We start from the raw sequence: 17,719 nt of genomic DNA, 5'->3' as shown, positions 1-17,719 counted from the left end.
TCCATTAACTTATAATAAAGAAGTATTAAGAAACCCTTGGTTCCTTGCTTACCGTCCTTAATCATCTTTAACAAATTATTAGGTAAAGATATAGTAAATAAGCGTTTTATAGGTTACATGAATTCTATAAAGGGTGTAAGCTATTAAATAGACATTGAAATAATCTGGAGGTTTTAAAATGACAGTTGAAGTACATGGTGGAACATTAGTAAATCGTGAATTAACAGGAACAGAAAGAGAGAATGCATTAAATCAAGCAAGTTCTCTCAAAACTGTTGAAATATCTAAATGGTCTATATCTGACCTTGAACTAATCGGTATTGGTGGATTCAGTCCTCTTCAAGGGTTTATGTGTGAAGCAGATTATAAGAGAGTAGTAGAAGAAATGCGTTTACAAGACGGTACAGTGTGGAGTATTCCGATCACACTTCCTGTGACTGAGAATCAAGCAGATCAGTATGAAATTGGAGAAGAAGTAGCTCTTGTAGGTAAAGATGGTATTACATATGGTACCTTACTTATTCAAGAAAAATATTCTTATGATGAAAACAAAGAGGCAGAAAAAGTTTATGGAACAACAGAAGATGCACACCCTGGTGTGAAAAAGGTGTACGAAAAAGGAAATGTCTATCTTGGCGGCCCTATCACATTATTGAATCGTCCCGACCATGGAAAATTTGAAGACTTCTACCTTGATCCATCTGAAACTCGCAAGCTATTTGCTGATCTAGGGTGGAAAACAGTGGTCGGTTTCCAAACACGTAACCCTGTACACCGTGCACATGAACATATTCAGAAAACAGCGCTTGAAGCTGTTGATGGACTTTTATTAAATCCATTAGTTGGTGAGACTAAATCCGATGATATTCCTGCAGATGTACGCATGGAAAGCTATCAAACTATTTTAAAGAACTATTATCCTGAAGATCGCGTGAGACTGGTTATTTATCCAGCTGCTATGCGTTATGCAGGCCCTCGTGAAGCGATCTTGCACGCAACCGTGCGTAAGAACTATGGCTGTACACACTTCATTGTGGGTCGTGATCATGCCGGTGTCGGTGATTATTATGGAACGTATGACGCACAAGATCTAATTGAAACCGTAGAAGATGAGCTGGGTATTGGCATCTTCAAGTTCGAACACGCTTTCTACTGTGAAGTTTGTGAGAACATGGCTTCAGCTAAGACTTGCCCGCACGATAAAGAACATCATATTCACTTAAGTGGTACAAAAGTTCGTGAACTTCTACGTAACGGTGAGCGTCCTCCAAAAGAGTTCTCTCGTCCTGAAGTAGCGGATGTATTAATTAAAGGTTTAAAGAAATAAATATAAATTAAAAGAATAGATTCATCTAGTTTATCTAGATGAATCTATTCTTTTAGATAACATCAAAAATATGTTAAAAATACAATAAATTGATAACAAATATCTTTAATACTCTGAAAATTATTGTTATAATCCAATTTATGTGAGGTAAGTTTAAAACTAAAATACAAGGATGGGATAATTAAATGGCAAAAGTGAAAAAAGCAATTATACCAGCAGCCGGATTAGGTACAAGGTTTTTACCGGCAACTAAAGCAATGCCTAAAGAAATGTTGCCAATTGTTGATAAACCTACAATTCAATACATAGTAGAAGAAGCAATCGAATCAGGGATTGAAGACATCATTATTGTGACAGGCAAAGGAAAGCGCGCGATTGAAGATCACTTTGATAAGAATTTCGAACTAGAAGATAATCTAATGACTAAAGAGAAGTTTGAAATGTTGGATCAAGTCAATGAAACATCGAACGTTGATATACATTACATAAGACAAAAAGAACCTAAAGGTCTTGGGCATGCTGTATGGTGTGCACGTAAATTTATCGGGAACGAGCCATTTGCTGTATTGTTAGGTGATGACATTATTCAATCCGAAGAACCAGGGCTGAAGCAGTTATTGAATCAGTACGAAGAAACACGTTCTTCTGTAATCGGTGTTCAGCAAGTTCCGGATAATCAAGCGCATCGTTATGGAATCATTGATCCGGAAAGTCAGAACGGTCGCTTGTACGGTGTAAAGACGTTTGTTGAAAAACCCCCTAAAGGAAAAGAACCTTCTAATCTAGCAATTATGGGACGATACGTACTGACTCCAGAAATCATGATGTTTCTGGACAAGCAGGAAAAAGGAGCAGGTGGAGAAGTTCAACTGACAGACGCAATTCAACGCTTAAACGACATCCAGCGAGTCTTCGCTTATGATTTTGATGGAGCCCGCTATGACGTAGGAGAGAAACTAGGGTTTATTAGAACGACGATAGAAATGGCGCTGGAACGTCCGGATCTTCAAGAGGATGTCATGGCTATCATGAAAGATTTAGTGAAATCAGAAGAAAAAGTGAATTCATAATCTTCTAGAGCAAAGCAAAGCTTATTTTTTAGCTTTGCTCTTATTCATTTTTGTGTAAGAACATAGTATTGTAGTTTCAAAATTTTCTAGCTATAATAGAATAATGTAGAATTCTGTTATGAATTTGGAGTGAAAATACAAATGAGTCGTTCAGAGAAACATAAGAAAAAGTCAGGGAAATGGTGGAAGATTCCGCTGTTGTTTATGGCCTTAGTTGTCATAGCAGGTGGAGTTTATATGTACACGGTATATAGCGGGGCAAAGAGCACGGTAGATGGAAAGATGCATGAGCAAGTAGCATCTATAGATCATGAAGTAACTGAAAAGAAATTAAAAGAACAGAAGCCATTAAATATTCTTCTTCTTGGGGTAGACGAAAGAAATGGGGATCGAGGCCGCTCAGATGCATTAATGGTCCTTTCACTGGACCCTGAAAATAACCGCAGCCAATTAATAAGTATTCCAAGAGATACCAGAACAGAATTGATCGGTAATGCTCCACAGGCTGGTAAGCTAGATAAGATTAATCACGCCTATGCATTCGGTGGAACAGATATGTCTATTAATACCGTAGAAAACCTACTTGATGTCGAGTTGGATTATTACGTGCGAATGAACATGGAAGGCTTATCTGAGATGGTGGATGCTGTTGGGGGTATCACTGTTAATAATGATTTGGATTGGTACGATAGGGGTTACTACGAAAAGGGATATCACTATAAAAAAGGCGAGCTTCACTTGAATGGTCCAGAGACGATGGGATATGTACGTATGAGGTATAAGGACCCTAACGGTGACTTTGGGCGGAATGAACGCCAGAGACAAGTGATTAAAGCTGTTGTAGATAAAGGGGCTAGTATAGGCTCTGTGAATAAGATCGGTGATATGTTGGATGTATTAGGGAGTAATGTAACAACCAACATGGATTTCAGTACAATGAAAGATTTGATGTTAAATTATCGTAGTGCGCAGCAAAACATGGTCACCTATCAAATGACAGGAACCGGCACGAAGATTGATGGCATTTACTATTTACAAGTTTCTGATCAAGAGATTCAAGAGGTTCATAATAAGATAAAAGAATACAGTTCTTAAGCAAAAGGCTGACTCCATGGAGTCAGCCTTTTCTGTTTAGGAGAATTAGTAATAAATTTTTATAATATATGTATGTATGATCATATACTATAAATGATCAAGGGGATGACTTATCGCTAGCCTGTTGGATGTTCCTGATTGATCAGTTCAATCATACTTTGAATGGCTTCTCCTTTCTCTATTGCTTCTACTTTTAGACTCCACCCGTTAATATCCGTCATAACGATATACTGATCGGCTTTCATAATTTCAAACCATAACGGTTCATTGTCCAGTTTGAAGGAATACCATTCTTTTCGGAGCATAACGATCTTCCTTTCGCTTGAAGTTAATCTGGTTTTTCATCGATAGGTACATAGATTTCAGCAGGTTCGACTTTTAATTCATAAGCCATTCGGTAAATAAGTGAAGCTTTAGGATTGGCAATTCCTCTCTCTATCCTTCCGATATAAGTTCGATCAATTCCTACGCGAAAGGCGAGCTCTTCCTGTGATAGTCCAAGTTCGATGCGTAGATTCCTGATTTGTCTTCCGATAGTTTTACGTACTTGGTCATCAAAATAACTAGTCATGTAGAAATTTTCTAATGAGTGAGCCGGATCGACCACGGACTGATAAGCACATTTTTACAATTAATGGGATTTTAAACAGGATTTTTGTTAGATGAATGCTTGCTAAAGAGATTTGTTATTCGAAAAATCTATTCTATAGGGGTGATATACCAATTAAAGACACAGGTGATCATAAACTGTGGAGAACTAGTAGGAGTTTCAGTATCGCTAGTTGATGTATTAGGCGATTCAAAAGGGCGAATGAGCAGGGGTGTAACCGTCTGTAATCAACGGTGCTAAAATCCCATATAGCAACGAGTTCAAATTCCCTAATAATAACGGAATCACGTCTATATTACATAGTGATTTGGAGTGTAGAGATGAAAGTCAGGATTGGGAATTTTTTTATGATTCGAGAGTTACATCAAAAAGGGTGGACAATCTCCGCTATTTTTGAAGAAACCAGATTTGATCCTAAAACCATTCGTAAGTACATAAATTCTGATGAATTGCCAAAGAAAAAAAGGCACTAGAAGAGGCCAAGTAAACTGTAGCCTTTAAGGCTACTTAATTTCAGAAGGCAGAAAAGCAAGGGCTAATCCAACGAATTATCAAACGATATAGTCGCCCAGAATTACTTATAATGAATGAAATCGGCTATTTTGTCTTTGACTAGCTAAGTGCGCATACACTCAATATTGAGAAGATATGAGCATGGAGTTATGAATATTACATCTAACAAGTCATATGTTGAATGAGAAAGATCTTTGAAGTTGAAGTATTAGCAAGGCAATACTGAATTGGTTGATTCAACATTCAACTACCTTCAATTTCGATGGAGATTCTTACGGTTTGAGGGAAAAGAAAAAGCTGGCATTTAGCCAGCAAATCTTCGATGATATCAGTGAATTTTTTATTATTTCCATTCTCTACTTGACAGGGGGGCATTCAAAATGGTCAGCTTTTCTGGATCTTCATGATGAATAACCTACCTAATGCGAACTCTACTATCTGCTTTAGTTCGGAAGTAGATAGTAAATATGCTGCTGAATAAATAGATGTAATGAAATAACATAGCCGTAGATTTTAATTTCTCTTTCAATTAGAATACTGACTGATTAAACCTGCTGAAATAGCTTTAGCTACTTTATTTGCATACCCTTCGCTTTGTATTACAGCAAGGTCTGAAGATGTGGAAAGGAAACCTAATTCTAGTAGTACAGAATTCTTTATATTATCCCTTAGTACGTGAAAGTTCCCAAATTGGACACCATCATTTTGCAGGGAAACCTTTTGGGATAGCTGGTGGTGAATACTAGTAGCGAGAGCCTTACCGGAGTCATGGTAGTAATATGTACTAATGCCTTTTGCATAAGGAGTACTAGCAGAATTGTAATGAACACTAATAAAGGCATCAGTGTAGTAAGAGCGAGTGATCTGGACACGGTCCTGTAACGAAAGGTATTGATCTGTTTCACGTGTCAGGATCACAGTAGCCCCAGCCTGACGGAGCCTCTGAGCGATACGGTCGATAGTGTGGAGGGTTGAATGTTTTTCTAATAGACCATTCATACCAATAGCACCAGGGTCATAACCTCCATGGCCAGCATCCAAAACAACGTTAACCCCTATTAATGGAAGCTCAGAAGAAGTAGTCTTAGATACAGTAGTAGATCCTTTTGTTACTAACCAATTAGCAATCCATCCAACTTCCCCAGAATTTAGTCGAACTTTTAACCACTTGCTTTCTTCTTCAATAATCTGTAAGGAGTCACCGAAAAAGCTACCACCAATTATTTGGTCGTTTATACTTGGACCGGAACGTATGTAAGCACTTTCTACCTTCACAACAACTTCTTTTGAAGAAGAATGATAATTATTGGTTTGGTAGAGATATTGAGATGCTACCCAGCCATTCCCATCTGAATATTGAACATTAGCCCATCCGTTTTTCATTTCATCTACGTTAACGATTGTTTGTTCCGAAAGTGATCCGATGATGGATGATTGAAGATTTGGCTCACTTCGAACATTTAAGGAGTTTACATTTACACGATAGCTTTCTTTCTCGTGGGCAAACGCAATATTTGATGTAGATAGAAAAATGAATATGATTATGATTGGAACAGATAATTGAATAAATCGAGGGTTTCCGAATGGAATAATCTGAAAAAACATAAAGACCTCCTTACTAGAATTTTTATAAGATATATAGAATCGGTGGTTAAACCGTTATTTATTTGGCTGCTTTGTTTTAAAACGATTGCTTTGGAAAGTAGTGTGCTTATATAGATCCTTCCTCAATATGTAGAAGAGATTCTCATATAGAAGTGAATTTGAGGACGATCTATCATTTTTCATAGTGAAGCACTCAGGAGGGCTCTGGGGGCATAACCAGAGTCTTAGAAGAATTTCTGTATATTGTAGAACTTATCTCAATTGTCTTTCCTTATATTAGGTTATTTAATTGTAATTAAGATGAATAACATCCATTATTCGACATCGTACAACTTATTTTATGATAGTAACCTATTAGTGTAAATAGGATTAAGACACCGGTTCTAATTTCACCGTCAGGACCAATATTACCAATTATTAACTGATTAATAGGCGAATAGATATTACCGTAAGGGTTTGATGGTCATTCTAAAATTTGGCAGAATCTGAGGTCTTGAAATATAAGTAATCAATAAGAGGGCTGGATTTTCATTGTTATTTAAGCCTTTTCTTGCGATTTATTTTGTTTTCGCTGTCTGCCATCACAATGGGAAAGAGTATGAAAAGTGCTGATGATAAAAAGAGAGCCAGTATCGTAATGTAAGAACGATACTGGCTCTTTTAATTTTTTGTTCCTTAAATGCTTGCTTCAAATGTTTGTGCTATAGGGTATCTGTGATCACGATGACTGCTTCGCTATCGTATCTTACCTCGTAATAGCCGGTTAATTGTTCAGGCCGTTTCTTCAGATGAAGTACGAGGTCTTTCATGTAAGGAATATGGTAAATCACCACTTTTTAGCATGTTTTTCGATACATACTGCTTTTCATTCTTCAGAAGAGGGGCAAGGATCATTTCTTCCTTTTTTTAAAAAAACTTGAAAAAAGACGACACCAAAACTTCCTTCGTTTCGATTATAGATTTCGAGAGAGTAATTTAAGAGTCTAGGATCTTGAAGGAGGGAATGTTGGATGAATTATTTAAAGGAAATCAACGCGTTTCATGATGAGGTAGAGCTGAATACTCTTTCAGCTTCGGCGTCATTGCTATGGTATGTATTGATGCAGTTCAACAATAAGACCGGGTGGAAGAAAGAGTTCACGGTTCCAACGGCAGCGATTTTGGTGAAGTCGAGCTTAAGTGAGAGCTCGTTTCTTCGTGCGCGTAAAGAACTGGCGGAAAAAGGTTACATCCTTTTTCAATCAGGCAACCGTCATCAAACACCAACGTACCAGATGATTTCTCAAGTGAAAACGAGCGAGATGGAACAAGTGGTGGATCCCGTGAAGGCAAGCAAGACGGAAGAGGTGAAGGATACAACGGAGGATAGTGTGACGGACTTATATAAAAGAAAAGAAACGAAAAGAGAAGAAAGTGGAGGAGGGGGGACGAATCCCCATGCTTTTTACGAAAAGAACATCGGCATGCTTACACCGTTTATTGCAGAGAAGCTGACCGATTGGTGTGAATGTTTGTCTGACGAGCTTGTCATCGAGGCGATGCGAATAGCGGTTCAGCACAATAAGCTGTTTTTCAGCTATTGTGAAGGGATTTTAAAGCGCTGGGAGAATCAAAAGGTGCGAACATTGGCGGATGTAGAGAGAGTGGAGCGGAAGCAGCCTGGCAAGAAGAACCACAAAGATGATCGGGCCTTGAAGCTGAAGCGAATGGTTGATGAGTATCGAAGGGAGCGGAACCAATGAAGTATGATGAAGCGATTGATGTACTGGAAACGATCGAAGAGCTGTTTGACGGTAAATTCACGATTACTAAGCGAAAACTAGCGGTCTATGTTCCTCAGCTTGAACGAATGGAATACGATGCTGTCATGGACAAGCTGTTTTATTATGCTTCTCAGTCCCCTTTTCCACCAACACTTGCGGACATTGCTGTGTTGCCGCCTAAGAAAAATGAGTACTTGGAAAAGATGAAAGTATGGGAAGAGGAAGCAGCTCTAGTACCAGAAGAAACGAAGCGTCTTTTTGCACAGAAGTTTGCAGAGATGGTCAGGAGGAAAAGCGAATGATTTATAACCAGGAAGCCGAACAGTCCGTGATAGGTACGTTGCTATTAAAAGGAGAACTCGTAAAAGACGTGACCTTACGGAGTGAACATTTTTGCAATCACCGTCATCAGATGATATATCAGGCCATCCAAAAAATTGAGAGAGCGGGAGATCCTGTTAACATCGTAAGCGTGACAACGGAACTGAATCATAACATTCGGGCTGTTGGAGGTGTCAGCTACTTAACCGATCTCGCCAATTCTATCCCCACGACAGAAACCCTCATGCATCACCAGCATCTTGTTCTTCAGTCTTACCGCAACCGTAAAACCAAAGAAGAAGCAAGCCTATATGCTCAGAACCCCAATGGAGAGTCTCTTGATCAATTGATGAAACAGCTGGAAGACTTTCGCAGTGTGGGGAACGTCAGAGAAGAACCGACCACGAACGAGACACTACTTGAAATCACCCGTGAGATGCAGGCGCCTCCAACAGATGGCATGACCGGGTTTGCCACCGGTTATCAAGAAGTCGATCAAATGACGGGAGGCACCCAGCAGGGAGATTTAATGATTATTGCCGGCCGTCCCTCGATGGGAAAAACAGCTTTTGCCTTAAACCTGGCTGCCCAACATTGTAAACGGGGCGGGAGTGCTCATATTTTCAGCTTAGAGATGGGACGAAAATCTATATTTAAAAGGATCCTTTCCTGTGAAGCTGAGGTCGATGGCCAAAAGTGGCGGACGTTGAATTTTTCCAGGATCGATTACGAGAATTGCTTCACCGCAATCGGAGAAGTGTCGGAATGGAACCTGCACGTTTACGAACAGGCACGAACCGTCGCAGACATTCGCGCGCAAGTCCGTCAATCGATCCGAAAAGACAAAGAACCGAAGCCGCTGATCGTGATTGATTACTTGCAGCTGCTAGTCCCGGTCGGACGCTATGAACGTCGCGATCTTGAAGTCGGCGCGATGACACGGGAATTAAAGCTGTTAGCCCGTGAACTGGATGTCCCCATCATCCTGCTTTCCCAGCTTTCACGCGGCGTCGAACAGCGCAAAGATAAGCGGCCGATGATGGCGGATTTAAGGGAATCCGGAAACATTGAACAGGATGCTGATGTGATTGGGTTACTTTACAGGGAAGAGTATTACAGGCGGGGTGATGGGGAGAACAATGAAGTGGAGTTGATCATCAGCAAGCAGCGGAATGGTCCGGTGGGGAGTGTGAAGCTTGCGTTTTTGAAGGAGTATGGGAAGTTTGTGAATGTATAACGAATTCTAGAAGTTTTGAAAAGACCACGCTCCCTTTCGAGGGAAGCGTGGTCTTGTTTATTATTCATGATCATGATGGGGCTGCAGGATCTACTCAAATCACTTGATGATTCAATAGCGAGAGCACAAGACTTTTCCAATGGTTTGGATCTTCGCTTCATCCACATCAAACTTTGGATGGTGGTGGGGGTAGATCGCGTTTAGCTCTGGATGTCTGCTTGGTCCAGATCACGAATCAGGAGGAAAGGTTATGGATATACTCTACGCAATTCTGAGATCACATCCCTCGTGGGTCAGACACCATATTTTGTGCTAACTGTTGACCAGTCATCAATCAGATAAGGTTAGGGGAAACTCTATCTGGAACGACGCACAGAATGGAATTAATTATTGAAAACGATTTCTTATTGATGTAAAATAATCATCAACGCTTTAGTTCAGGCTAGAAAGAACGTCTGAATTTATTTTTTAACCATTTTTGCCAACGATGGCATAAAAACTTAGAGGTGAAAGAAATGAAGATTGCATTAGCGCATTTCAGAGTAGGAGAAACGGATGGCGTTTCATTGGAGATGGAAAAATGGAAGGCGACCTATGAAGGCATGGGACATGAAGTTGTCATGTTAGCGGGAAGTGAAGGGCAATCCAATGCTTATGTCATTGATGAGCTCCATTATAGACACCCAGCTAATTTAAAGTTTGTAGAAAATGCTTATAAGAATTTACGTGATTACGAGAGTGCAGATGCTTTAAAGACAGACATGCTTCAATTTGCGAGTACAATCGAAGAGAAGCTTGTACAATTCATTGAAGAAGAGAATATCGATCTATTAATTCCGAATAACATTTTATCGCTCGGGTGGAACCTGCCTGCAGGTGTCGCTTTCACACATGCGGTCGATCGGACAAAGGTAAAAACGATCTGCCACCATCATGATTTTCACTGGGAGAGAGAAAAGTATCAAAATCCGACGGCGTCTTTTGTTTCAGAGTGGCTGGAGCGATATTTCCCGCCCGTTTCACCTTTTATCAGTCATGTGGTGATCAATAGCTTGGCGAAGGATGAACTGAAAAAGCGATACGGTGTGGACGCTAAGGTTGTACCGAATGTGTTTGATTTTGAAAGAGAGCCTTGGAATATAGACGATTATAACGCTGATTTCAGGCAAGCCTTCGATATAAAAGAGGACGATATTTTCATCCTTCAAGCGACGAGAATTACGGAGAGAAAAGCGATTGAGCTGGGGATTGATTTTATTGCTAAGCTGCAGTCTTCTTTAAGTAAGGGGATGACGTTATACAATGGTCAGCCAATCAAGGATTCTACTGAAGTCGTCTATGTGCTTGCGGGTTTAGAAGAAGCGGAGCCCGACTATATAAAAGCATTAAACCAAAAAGCAGAAGAATTAGGAGTAGATCTAAGATGGATCAATCATTCGGTTGATCATTCAAGATGGCAAAAAGACAATGGGAATAAGGTTTATTCCTTGTGGGATGCTTATGCCGCTTGTGATTTCATTACTTATCCAAGTATTTTGGAAGGATGGGGAAACCAGCTTCTTGAAGGGATGTTTGCTAAGAAGCCTCTGCTCGTTTATGAATATCCGGTGTTTGAAAGAGATATTAAACAAAGCGGAATTAAATATCCGTCTCTCGGTTCTGAATACGACCTATCTACTCTTGGCCTGGTGGAAGTAAACGAGGAAGTAATGGATAAAGCGGTAGAAGATGCTGTTGGAATTTTAACTACCCCTGAGGTTTATGAGGATGTGGTGGAAACAAATTTCCGTATAGGCAAAGAAAAGTATTCTTACGAAGCCTTAAAAAGATATTTAGAGAATGTCCTTGAGAAAGAACAAGAGGCTAAAATTTTCAGAAAATAACCTTGACAGATTTATATGAAAACGCTAACATAGAAGTTGAGATTTATGCCAACGTTGGCAAAAAGGATGTTCTTACGATGAAAAAAGTTACAATCAAAGATGTAGCAAAACAATGCAACACCTCTGTCCGAACTGTCTCAAGAGTGGTGAACAAGGATCCTAATGTTAAAAAAGAAACGCGAGAAAAGGTTCAAAAAGCCATTGATGAAATGGGTTTTCAAGCGAACGCAATAGCGAGGTCTTTAAAAGATAAGAAAACCAACCAGATTGTAGCTTTTGTCGATCGACATCAAGGTTTATATTGGGGAGCTTTTCACAATGAGGTACTCCAGGAGCTGCATAAACTAGCTAAAGATCAGTCCATGAGAATGGTTATTTCATCTTCATCTGCCGATAGTTTTGAGGAAGATGAAAACGATGGCTTTTATCTCGTCAAGCACAGCTTATGTGATGGCGCGGTCATGTTTGATACGAAGCCAGGGGATCAACGGATTGATTATTTGAAGAAGCATAACGTTCCATTTGTCATCGTAGGGAAAGATAGTGCGAATTACGATACACCTTTTGTCGACCTGGACAACAAATATGCGGGGTACTTAGGGGCCAAGCATATGTATGACAAAGGCTATCGCAAATTCGACTTCCTGCTTGGTGATTCAGCCTTCAATGTTAACCAGGATCGATTAGAGGGATTCAATCAATTTTGTGAAGAAAAAGGCTTAGAAGAAAATGCTACCCACTTTGATGTATCCAGTATGGAAACAGCTTATCATCTCACAAAAGAAATTGTGAAGAACAAAGAATTAGACGGTTTGTTTGTTTCAGGTGATGAACGAGCCCTTGGGGTGTATCGAGCCTTGAATGAACTTGGTTATACAATTGGGAAAAATTTTGGTGTGATGAGTATTGATAATGTGAGGATGAGTGAGTATATCTATCCTCCCCTGACGACCATTGACCAATCGATTCCGGACTTCATTGAACAAGCTTTTGATATTCTTATGGATCAAATCAAGGATAAAAAGACTGTGGCCAAGCGTATTTTTATTACGCCTGAAGTTGTTGAACGAGAATCCCTGTAAAGGTGCAGGGCATTCTTTTTATACTAAATTGCCAACGATGGCAATAAATAACAAGGGGGATATTAATGTGAAGAATGCCAAATGGTTTTTGGTGTTGTTACTAGGATTGTTAGCGGTTATGGCTGGTTGCTCATCTGGAGAAAAGGCCACTGGAAGTGAAGATTCTGGTGGTTCTAATGGTGAGACGGATATAAAAATGCAAATCGTTTGGGGTACAGACTCTGGGCGCGGTAAAGCGATTCAAACGATTGTAGATGAGTTTGAAAAGGAAAATGAGAAGATTAATGTAGAGCTCGTGTCTACGACTCAAAATAACCAGAAACTATTGACTCAAGTCCTTAGTGGGCAGGCACCAGAAGTGCTGCAAGTCCCTTATCGTCAAGTACGTAACCTCGCTACAGAGGGAGCATTCATGGATTTGACAGAAGATTTCTCTGATGACGCAGAAAATTTTTATGATGAGCTCGTTAATTTAGGAACGGTGGATGATAAATTATATGGATTCCCTTGGTTGGGACACACGATTCAACTCGTTTATAACAAAACGATGTTTGAAGAAGCAGGAATCGACGGTCCTCCTGAAAACTGGGATGAACTTTATGCGACAGCGAAGAAATTGACTAAAGATACCGATGGTGACGGAAAGGTCGATCAATATGGTCTAGGACTTGTCGGTAAACAGCACCCGGATATTGCATGGTTGACCAACATGTTCGTCAATCAAGCTGGCGGTGACATCGTCAATAAAACGGGGGATGGATACGAAGTTGCATTGAATTCCCCTGAAGGTAAAGAAGCATTGAAGTTTTATAAGAAGCTAGTAAATGAAGTGGCACCTCCAGATACCGGAAACAAAGATGGTGGCGGCGTGATGGCTGATTTCCGTAATGAAGTTGTCGCAATGGAATTCCAGGGTCCATGGGGCATAACAGATATTTGGAAAAACGGAAACCCGTTTGAAGTGGCTGCAGCACCGGTGCCGGCTGGACCAGAAGGACGTGCGGCGGATTTAGGACCTTATATGTTGTCTATTCCTGATAATGTAAGCGGTGACAAAGCAGAAGCTTCCAAAAAGCTTATTGAATTCTTAGGTTCTAAAAAAGCGCAAGAAATGGTCATGCTTGGTGAAAAAGGTGAAGACGGAAAGTACTATCCATTCCGTGTTCCAATGCGTAAAGATTTAGCTGATTCTGAGTATTTCCAAGAGCACCCTGAATTCCTGGTCTTTATTGAAGGTCTGAAGTATCCGAGTATTTCTTCTCCGGTAGAAGCCTGGGCACGAGTAGAACAAGAAGTCTACCAGTCTCAGCTTAACCAAATGGTGACCGGAGAAAAATCAGTCGAAGAAGCGTTGCAAACGGTAGAAGAAAAAGGAAATCAAATTTTGAACTCTAACTAACGGTTCAAAAGGAGTGAAGGAGCTAGGGTACTATTCTGGCTCCTTGCTTTTTAAAAGTATGTCATGAAAAGGAAGTGAGCTGGTACGATGAAGCGATTCGACTTGAGGAAAATAGATTGGACTGGCTATGCTTTTTTGGCACCAGCCCTTCTCATCCTATCCTTATTCATCATGTATCCGATTGTTTGGGCATTTATTGCAAGTTTCAAAGTCATTAATCCTATGGAAATGAGACAAACGGGACTTTTCACGATTCCTGGTGAATTCGTAGGAATCTCTCAGTATATAGAAGTATTTAAAAATGATCTATTCATTAAATCTTTATTCAACACGGGATATTTTGGGCTTGTTTATATTCCGATTACACTTGTCAGTTCAGCGCTGCTGGCGATTTTCGTCAACCGCCAACTGAAAGGCGTCAACTTTTTCAGAACGGTATTATTCATTCCTTATATCATATCGATTGTAAGTGCTAGTTTGATTTTCCTGTTCATTTTCAATAGTGATCAAGGACTCGTCAATGCGTTATTATATAAGTTTGGAATCGATGGACCTAATTGGTTCTCTAATTCACTATTAGCGATGCCGGTCATTGCCATCATGAGTGCTTGGAAAAAAATCGGGTATTTCATGTTGATTTACTTAGCGGGTCTGCAAAATATTCCTCACAGTCTTTATGAATCAGCTGAAATTGACGGTGCCAGCCCTATCAAAAAGTTTTGGTATATCACCTGGCCATTGCTTGGACGTATTACGCTAGTCGTATCTGTTCTGCTTATGATTGATACGTTGAAAGTGTTCCAGGAAATCTATGTCATGACAGGTGGAGGGCCTGGAGATTCGACGACTACAGTACCTTTCCTGATTTATAACGAAGCCTTCCAGTTCTTCCGTATAGGAACGGCATCTGCCATGTCCTACATTTTGTTCTTGATCATCATTGTGATCACGATTGTGCAAAAACGCGCCGTTGATAAGAAACTCGGATAAAGGCGAGGAGGAGTGTAACGATGAAAGCGAAACATCCGATTTTATTGCAAGTATTCATGTGGAGTTTAACGATCATTTTTTTAATGCCGATTTATTGGCTTTTCGTTTCAAGTGTAAAAACGGATAAGGAAATCACTCAATTCCCTCCGACCTTCTGGCCGAATGAGTTCCATTGGGAGAACTTTCCTCAAATATGGGAGCGGCTCGATTTTACACAAACGTTCGCAAACTCGATTTTTGTAACCGTATCGGCAACGATATTGATTACCATTTTTGCAACGATGGCAGGATATGCTCTATCTAAAAAACATATCTTCGGGAAGAATGTCCTGTTTATGATTTTGGTCGGAACGATGACGGTGCCACCACCGGCTTTGTTGCTTCCGTTATACTTCATCATCATCAAGTTAGGGATGTACGACTCCTTAATCAGTTTAATTATTCCATTCGGTGTGACAGTCTTCGGGGTCTTCTTCATGAAACAATATATTGATGATGTTCCTGATGAATTGTTAGAAGCAGCGAGGATTGATGGCTGTGGGGAGTTCCGTATTTTCTTCCAAGTTGTATTGCCTGTGATCAAGCCTGCGATTACGACTATTGTCATTATCGAATTCGTAAATAACTGGAATTCATTCACGATGCCTTTAGTCTTGTTGCAATCAGAAGAGAAATTCACGCTGCCTTTGAAACTGGCTATGCTTTCCAGTGAATCCGTGGCGATTCCGTGGTCACAAGTGCTAGCAGCGAATCTCCTGACGATTGTTCCTGTCGTTGTATTGTTTATTGTCTTGCAACGGTTCTTCATTAAAGGAATCATGGACGGAGCTGTAAAAGGATAAAATGGGGAGGCCATTGGATGAGACAACAATTAATTGAAAAAATAGAAAAGCATTTGCGCGATATTTATGGAGAAGTCCGGAAAGGGGATCTTCACCAATTCGAATCACTTCTCGACAAGTGGTCGTCTAAAGAGTGGCAAACCCCCTCCGCCCCAACAGAAAAAAATGTTTACTTAATCACTTACGGAGACAGTATTTATGAAAAAGGAAAGCCATCTCTTTCTACCCTTCATCAATTTTTAAACGAGGAAGTCGGAGAGAGCATCACAGATGTTCACTTGCTTCCTATGTTTCCTTATACGTCGGATGATGGTTTTTCAGTGACCGATTATCGACAGATTCATCCAGACTTAGGGGACTGGAGCGATATCCGTTCTTTTTCCAATGACTACCGAATGATGTTTGATTTTGTAGCCAATCATATGTCTCAATCGAGTGACTGGTTCCAAAAGTATTTACAGGAGGATCCGAAATACAAACAATTTTTCATTCCTGAAGAAGAGCATTTTGATACGAGTAACGTTGTTCGTCCACGCACCTCTCCGCTTTTTCATGAATATGAAGCTGAAGGTGGTGTGAAGACGGCCTGGACGACATTTAGTAAAGACCAGGTGGATGTTAACTTCAAACACATTCCTGTTTTATTAGAAATGACAGATATTCTTTTGTCTTATGCGCACCAGGGAGGAACCAGTATCCGCCTCGATGCGATCGGCTTTATATGGAAGGAATCGGGGACAACCTGTATTCATCTTCCCGAAGCCCATGCCATCATTCAGTTGTGGAACACGGTAATTAACGCATTCCAGCCAAACACACAAATCATTACAGAAACGAACGTTCCTCACAAAGAAAACATTAGTTATTTTGGAGATACAACAAACGAAGCGAATATGGTCTATCAATTCACATTACCGCCGCTCGTGTTGTATAGCTTTATGAAGCACGATGCAAGAAAACTAACAGAATGGGCGAAGTCGATTGGGAAAGTATCTGATTCAGCGACCTATTTCAATTTTCTTGCCAGTCATGACGGCATTGGGATGCGTCCGACGGAAGGCATTTTGACGAATGAAGAAAGGCAAGAGCTCGTCAATCAGGTGAAAACCAATGGCGGGGAAGTTTCCTATAAAAGTAATCCAGATGGCAGCAAGAGTGTTTACGAACTCAATATCAACTACTCAGAGGCTCTGAAAAACAAAGACGAAGATGTAAGTGAACAGGACGAAGTAGATAAAATGCTTGCTGCTCACTCCGTGTTGCTGTCAGTGATTGGGGTACCAGCCATCTATTATCATTCTTTGCTAGGTTCGAAGAATGATCTCGAAGGATTGCGGACGTCTGGCATTCCTCGTCGAATTAATAGAGAGAAGCTGGAGCTTGGGACGATTCGACAAGAGCTTAAAAATGATGACAGACGAGCGAGTATTTTTAACGGATTAAAAGAGATGATCGCCATCCGCCAAGAAGAAAAAGCCTTCTCTCCATATGCTGAACAAGAAGTGCTCGATATGGATTCACGAGTCTTTGCGTTAAAACGAATTCATGAAGAAACGGGAGAGGAAGTGTTCTTCGCTGTGAATACATCCCGCGAAGAGGTTACGGTCACGGTGCCGTTTCAAGGGCATAGCCTTATGGACAACACGCCTGTTGAAGAGACTGTAACCCTTCCAAGCTATGGTTTTACATGGGTGAAAAAAGGTTAAGAGGGAGGACCTTTCTATGAAAGTTGTCATAGCTCCAGATTCATTCAAGGGTTCCCTTTCAGCTTCTCAAGTGGCAGCCGCCATGGCGGAAGGAGTGACAAAGGCGAGCAGCACAACAGAAGTGACAAGGATTCCGATGGCTGACGGCGGCGAAGGGACCATCGATGCTTTAGAAAAATGGGTGTCCCGGGAAGTGCCGGTTACGGTGAAAAGTCCTGTCGGATATCCGGTAGAGACAAGTTTCGCAATCCTTCCCTATGAAGGGGAAGAGGCAGC

The 17,719-nt window shown here is 40.5% G+C and carries 16 protein-coding genes and 1 pseudogene; 14 read left to right on the top strand and 3 right to left on the bottom strand.

The genetic code is table 11. The features are described from left to right. Window positions 1-178: 178 nt before the first annotated feature. The 3 genes from sat (at window position 179) to LD39_RS03520 (ending at window position 3,492) form a co-directional block, all read left to right on the top strand. The gene (gene sat / locus LD39_RS03530) at window positions 179-1,327 is read left to right on the top strand and encodes a sulfate adenylyltransferase (RefSeq protein ID WP_035542955.1); all 1,149 of its coding nucleotides are present in this window, start codon (window positions 179-181) and stop codon (window positions 1,325-1,327) included. Window positions 1,328-1,512: 185 nt separating this feature from the next. Then, the gene (gene galU / locus LD39_RS03525) at window positions 1,513-2,397 is read left to right on the top strand and encodes a UTP--glucose-1-phosphate uridylyltransferase GalU (protein ID WP_035542954.1); all 885 of its coding nucleotides are present in this window, start codon (window positions 1,513-1,515) and stop codon (window positions 2,395-2,397) included. A 141-nt stretch (window positions 2,398-2,538) separates the two neighbouring features. Then, complete coding sequence (locus tag LD39_RS03520; protein WP_035542952.1) at window positions 2,539-3,492, top strand: LCP family protein; 954 nt, start codon at window positions 2,539-2,541, stop codon at window positions 3,490-3,492. A 116-nt stretch (window positions 3,493-3,608) separates the two neighbouring features. Here the strand turns inward: LD39_RS03520 and LD39_RS03515 are convergent, their stop codons facing one another. Then, window positions 3,609-3,797: a hypothetical protein gene (locus LD39_RS03515; RefSeq protein WP_035542950.1), complete on the bottom strand. Its 189-nt coding sequence runs from the start codon at window positions 3,795-3,797 to the stop codon at window positions 3,609-3,611. Window positions 3,798-3,820: 23 nt separating this feature from the next. Next, window positions 3,821-4,063 (bottom strand): helix-turn-helix domain-containing protein, encoded by a 243-nt coding sequence (locus LD39_RS03510; RefSeq protein ID WP_035542948.1) that lies wholly within the window; start codon window positions 4,061-4,063, stop codon window positions 3,821-3,823. Between the two features lie 359 nt (window positions 4,064-4,422). Here LD39_RS03510 and LD39_RS23420 point away from each other — a divergent pair. After that, a pseudogene (locus LD39_RS23420) lies at window positions 4,423-4,569 on the top strand (IS21 family transposase); the annotation flags it as partial. 571 nt (window positions 4,570-5,140) lie between these two features. Here LD39_RS23420 and LD39_RS03500 read toward each other — a convergent pair. Further along, window positions 5,141-6,220 (bottom strand): N-acetylmuramoyl-L-alanine amidase, encoded by a 1,080-nt coding sequence (locus LD39_RS03500; protein ID WP_035542947.1) that lies wholly within the window; start codon window positions 6,218-6,220, stop codon window positions 5,141-5,143. A 1,010-nt stretch (window positions 6,221-7,230) separates the two neighbouring features. On the opposite strand from LD39_RS03500, the gene LD39_RS03495 reads away from it, so the two are divergent. The 10 genes from LD39_RS03495 to LD39_RS03450 form a co-directional block, all read left to right on the top strand. After that, window positions 7,231-7,962 carry a DnaD domain protein gene (locus tag LD39_RS03495; protein ID WP_035542945.1) on the top strand — a complete coding sequence of 244 codons (732 nt, stop codon included), beginning with the start codon at window positions 7,231-7,233 and terminating at the stop codon, window positions 7,960-7,962. After that, window positions 7,959-8,285, top strand: a complete 327-nt coding sequence (locus LD39_RS03490) for a hypothetical protein (RefSeq protein ID WP_035542943.1) — start codon at window positions 7,959-7,961, stop codon at window positions 8,283-8,285. The genes LD39_RS03495 and LD39_RS03490 overlap by 4 nt, the downstream gene beginning before the upstream one ends. Beyond that, on the top strand, window positions 8,282-9,541 hold the full coding sequence (dnaB, locus tag LD39_RS03485) for a replicative DNA helicase (RefSeq protein WP_035542941.1): 1,260 nt from the start codon (window positions 8,282-8,284) through the stop codon (window positions 9,539-9,541). The genes LD39_RS03490 and dnaB overlap by 4 nt, the downstream gene beginning before the upstream one ends. Before the next feature lie 515 nt (window positions 9,542-10,056). Further along, window positions 10,057-11,424: a glycosyltransferase family 4 protein gene (locus LD39_RS03480; protein ID WP_035542939.1), complete on the top strand. Its 1,368-nt coding sequence runs from the start codon at window positions 10,057-10,059 to the stop codon at window positions 11,422-11,424. Between the two features lie 77 nt (window positions 11,425-11,501). Further along, the gene (locus LD39_RS03475; protein WP_035542957.1) at window positions 11,502-12,506 is read left to right on the top strand and encodes a LacI family DNA-binding transcriptional regulator; all 1,005 of its coding nucleotides are present in this window, start codon (window positions 11,502-11,504) and stop codon (window positions 12,504-12,506) included. A 67-nt stretch (window positions 12,507-12,573) separates the two neighbouring features. Continuing rightward, entirely contained in the window at window positions 12,574-13,905 is a 1,332-nt protein-coding gene (locus tag LD39_RS03470) for an ABC transporter substrate-binding protein (protein WP_035542937.1), read from the top strand. Window positions 13,906-13,992: 87 nt separating this feature from the next. After that, entirely contained in the window at window positions 13,993-14,895 is a 903-nt protein-coding gene (locus LD39_RS03465; protein WP_035542936.1) for a carbohydrate ABC transporter permease, read from the top strand. Between the two features lie 20 nt (window positions 14,896-14,915). Next, window positions 14,916-15,737: a carbohydrate ABC transporter permease gene (locus tag LD39_RS03460; RefSeq protein ID WP_052158711.1), complete on the top strand. Its 822-nt coding sequence runs from the start codon at window positions 14,916-14,918 to the stop codon at window positions 15,735-15,737. A gap of 17 nt (window positions 15,738-15,754) precedes the next feature. Next, window positions 15,755-17,443 (top strand): alpha-amylase family glycosyl hydrolase, encoded by a 1,689-nt coding sequence (locus LD39_RS03455; RefSeq protein WP_035542934.1) that lies wholly within the window; start codon window positions 15,755-15,757, stop codon window positions 17,441-17,443. A 16-nt stretch (window positions 17,444-17,459) separates the two neighbouring features. After that, window positions 17,460-17,719, top strand: a 260-nt coding sequence (locus LD39_RS03450) for a glycerate kinase (protein WP_035542933.1), incomplete at its 3' end; no start/stop codon positions are given.

The organism is Halobacillus sp. BBL2006 (genome assembly GCF_000786645.1).
Lineage (GTDB): Bacteria > Bacillota > Bacilli > Bacillales > Halobacillaceae > Halobacillus.
Note: the sequence above shows the minus strand (reverse complement) of the source record. Positions and strands in the feature narration are given on the sequence as shown.

Excerpts from the sequence above, each read along its gene's own strand:
- sat (WP_035542955.1), top strand. The coding sequence starts at position 179 with ATGACAGTTGAAGTACATGGTGGAACATTAGTAAATCGTGAATTAACA.
- galU (WP_035542954.1), top strand. The coding sequence starts at position 1,513 with ATGGCAAAAGTGAAAAAAGCAATTATACCAGCAGCCGGATTAGGTACA.
- LD39_RS03520 (WP_035542952.1), top strand. The coding sequence starts at position 2,539 with ATGAGTCGTTCAGAGAAACATAAGAAAAAGTCAGGGAAATGGTGGAAG.
- LD39_RS03515 (WP_035542950.1), bottom strand. The coding sequence starts at position 3,797 with ATGCTCCGAAAAGAATGGTATTCCTTCAAACTGGACAATGAACCGTTA.
- LD39_RS03510 (WP_035542948.1), bottom strand. The coding sequence starts at position 4,063 with ATGACTAGTTATTTTGATGACCAAGTACGTAAAACTATCGGAAGACAA.
- LD39_RS03500 (WP_035542947.1), bottom strand. The coding sequence starts at position 6,220 with ATGTTTTTTCAGATTATTCCATTCGGAAACCCTCGATTTATTCAATTA.
- LD39_RS03495 (WP_035542945.1), top strand. The coding sequence starts at position 7,231 with ATGAATTATTTAAAGGAAATCAACGCGTTTCATGATGAGGTAGAGCTG.
- LD39_RS03490 (WP_035542943.1), top strand. The coding sequence starts at position 7,959 with ATGAAGTATGATGAAGCGATTGATGTACTGGAAACGATCGAAGAGCTG.
- dnaB (WP_035542941.1), top strand. The coding sequence starts at position 8,282 with ATGATTTATAACCAGGAAGCCGAACAGTCCGTGATAGGTACGTTGCTA.
- LD39_RS03480 (WP_035542939.1), top strand. The coding sequence starts at position 10,057 with ATGAAGATTGCATTAGCGCATTTCAGAGTAGGAGAAACGGATGGCGTT.
- LD39_RS03475 (WP_035542957.1), top strand. The coding sequence starts at position 11,502 with ATGAAAAAAGTTACAATCAAAGATGTAGCAAAACAATGCAACACCTCT.
- LD39_RS03465 (WP_035542936.1), top strand. The coding sequence starts at position 13,993 with ATGAAGCGATTCGACTTGAGGAAAATAGATTGGACTGGCTATGCTTTT.
- LD39_RS03460 (WP_052158711.1), top strand. The coding sequence starts at position 14,916 with ATGAAAGCGAAACATCCGATTTTATTGCAAGTATTCATGTGGAGTTTA.
- LD39_RS03455 (WP_035542934.1), top strand. The coding sequence starts at position 15,755 with ATGAGACAACAATTAATTGAAAAAATAGAAAAGCATTTGCGCGATATT.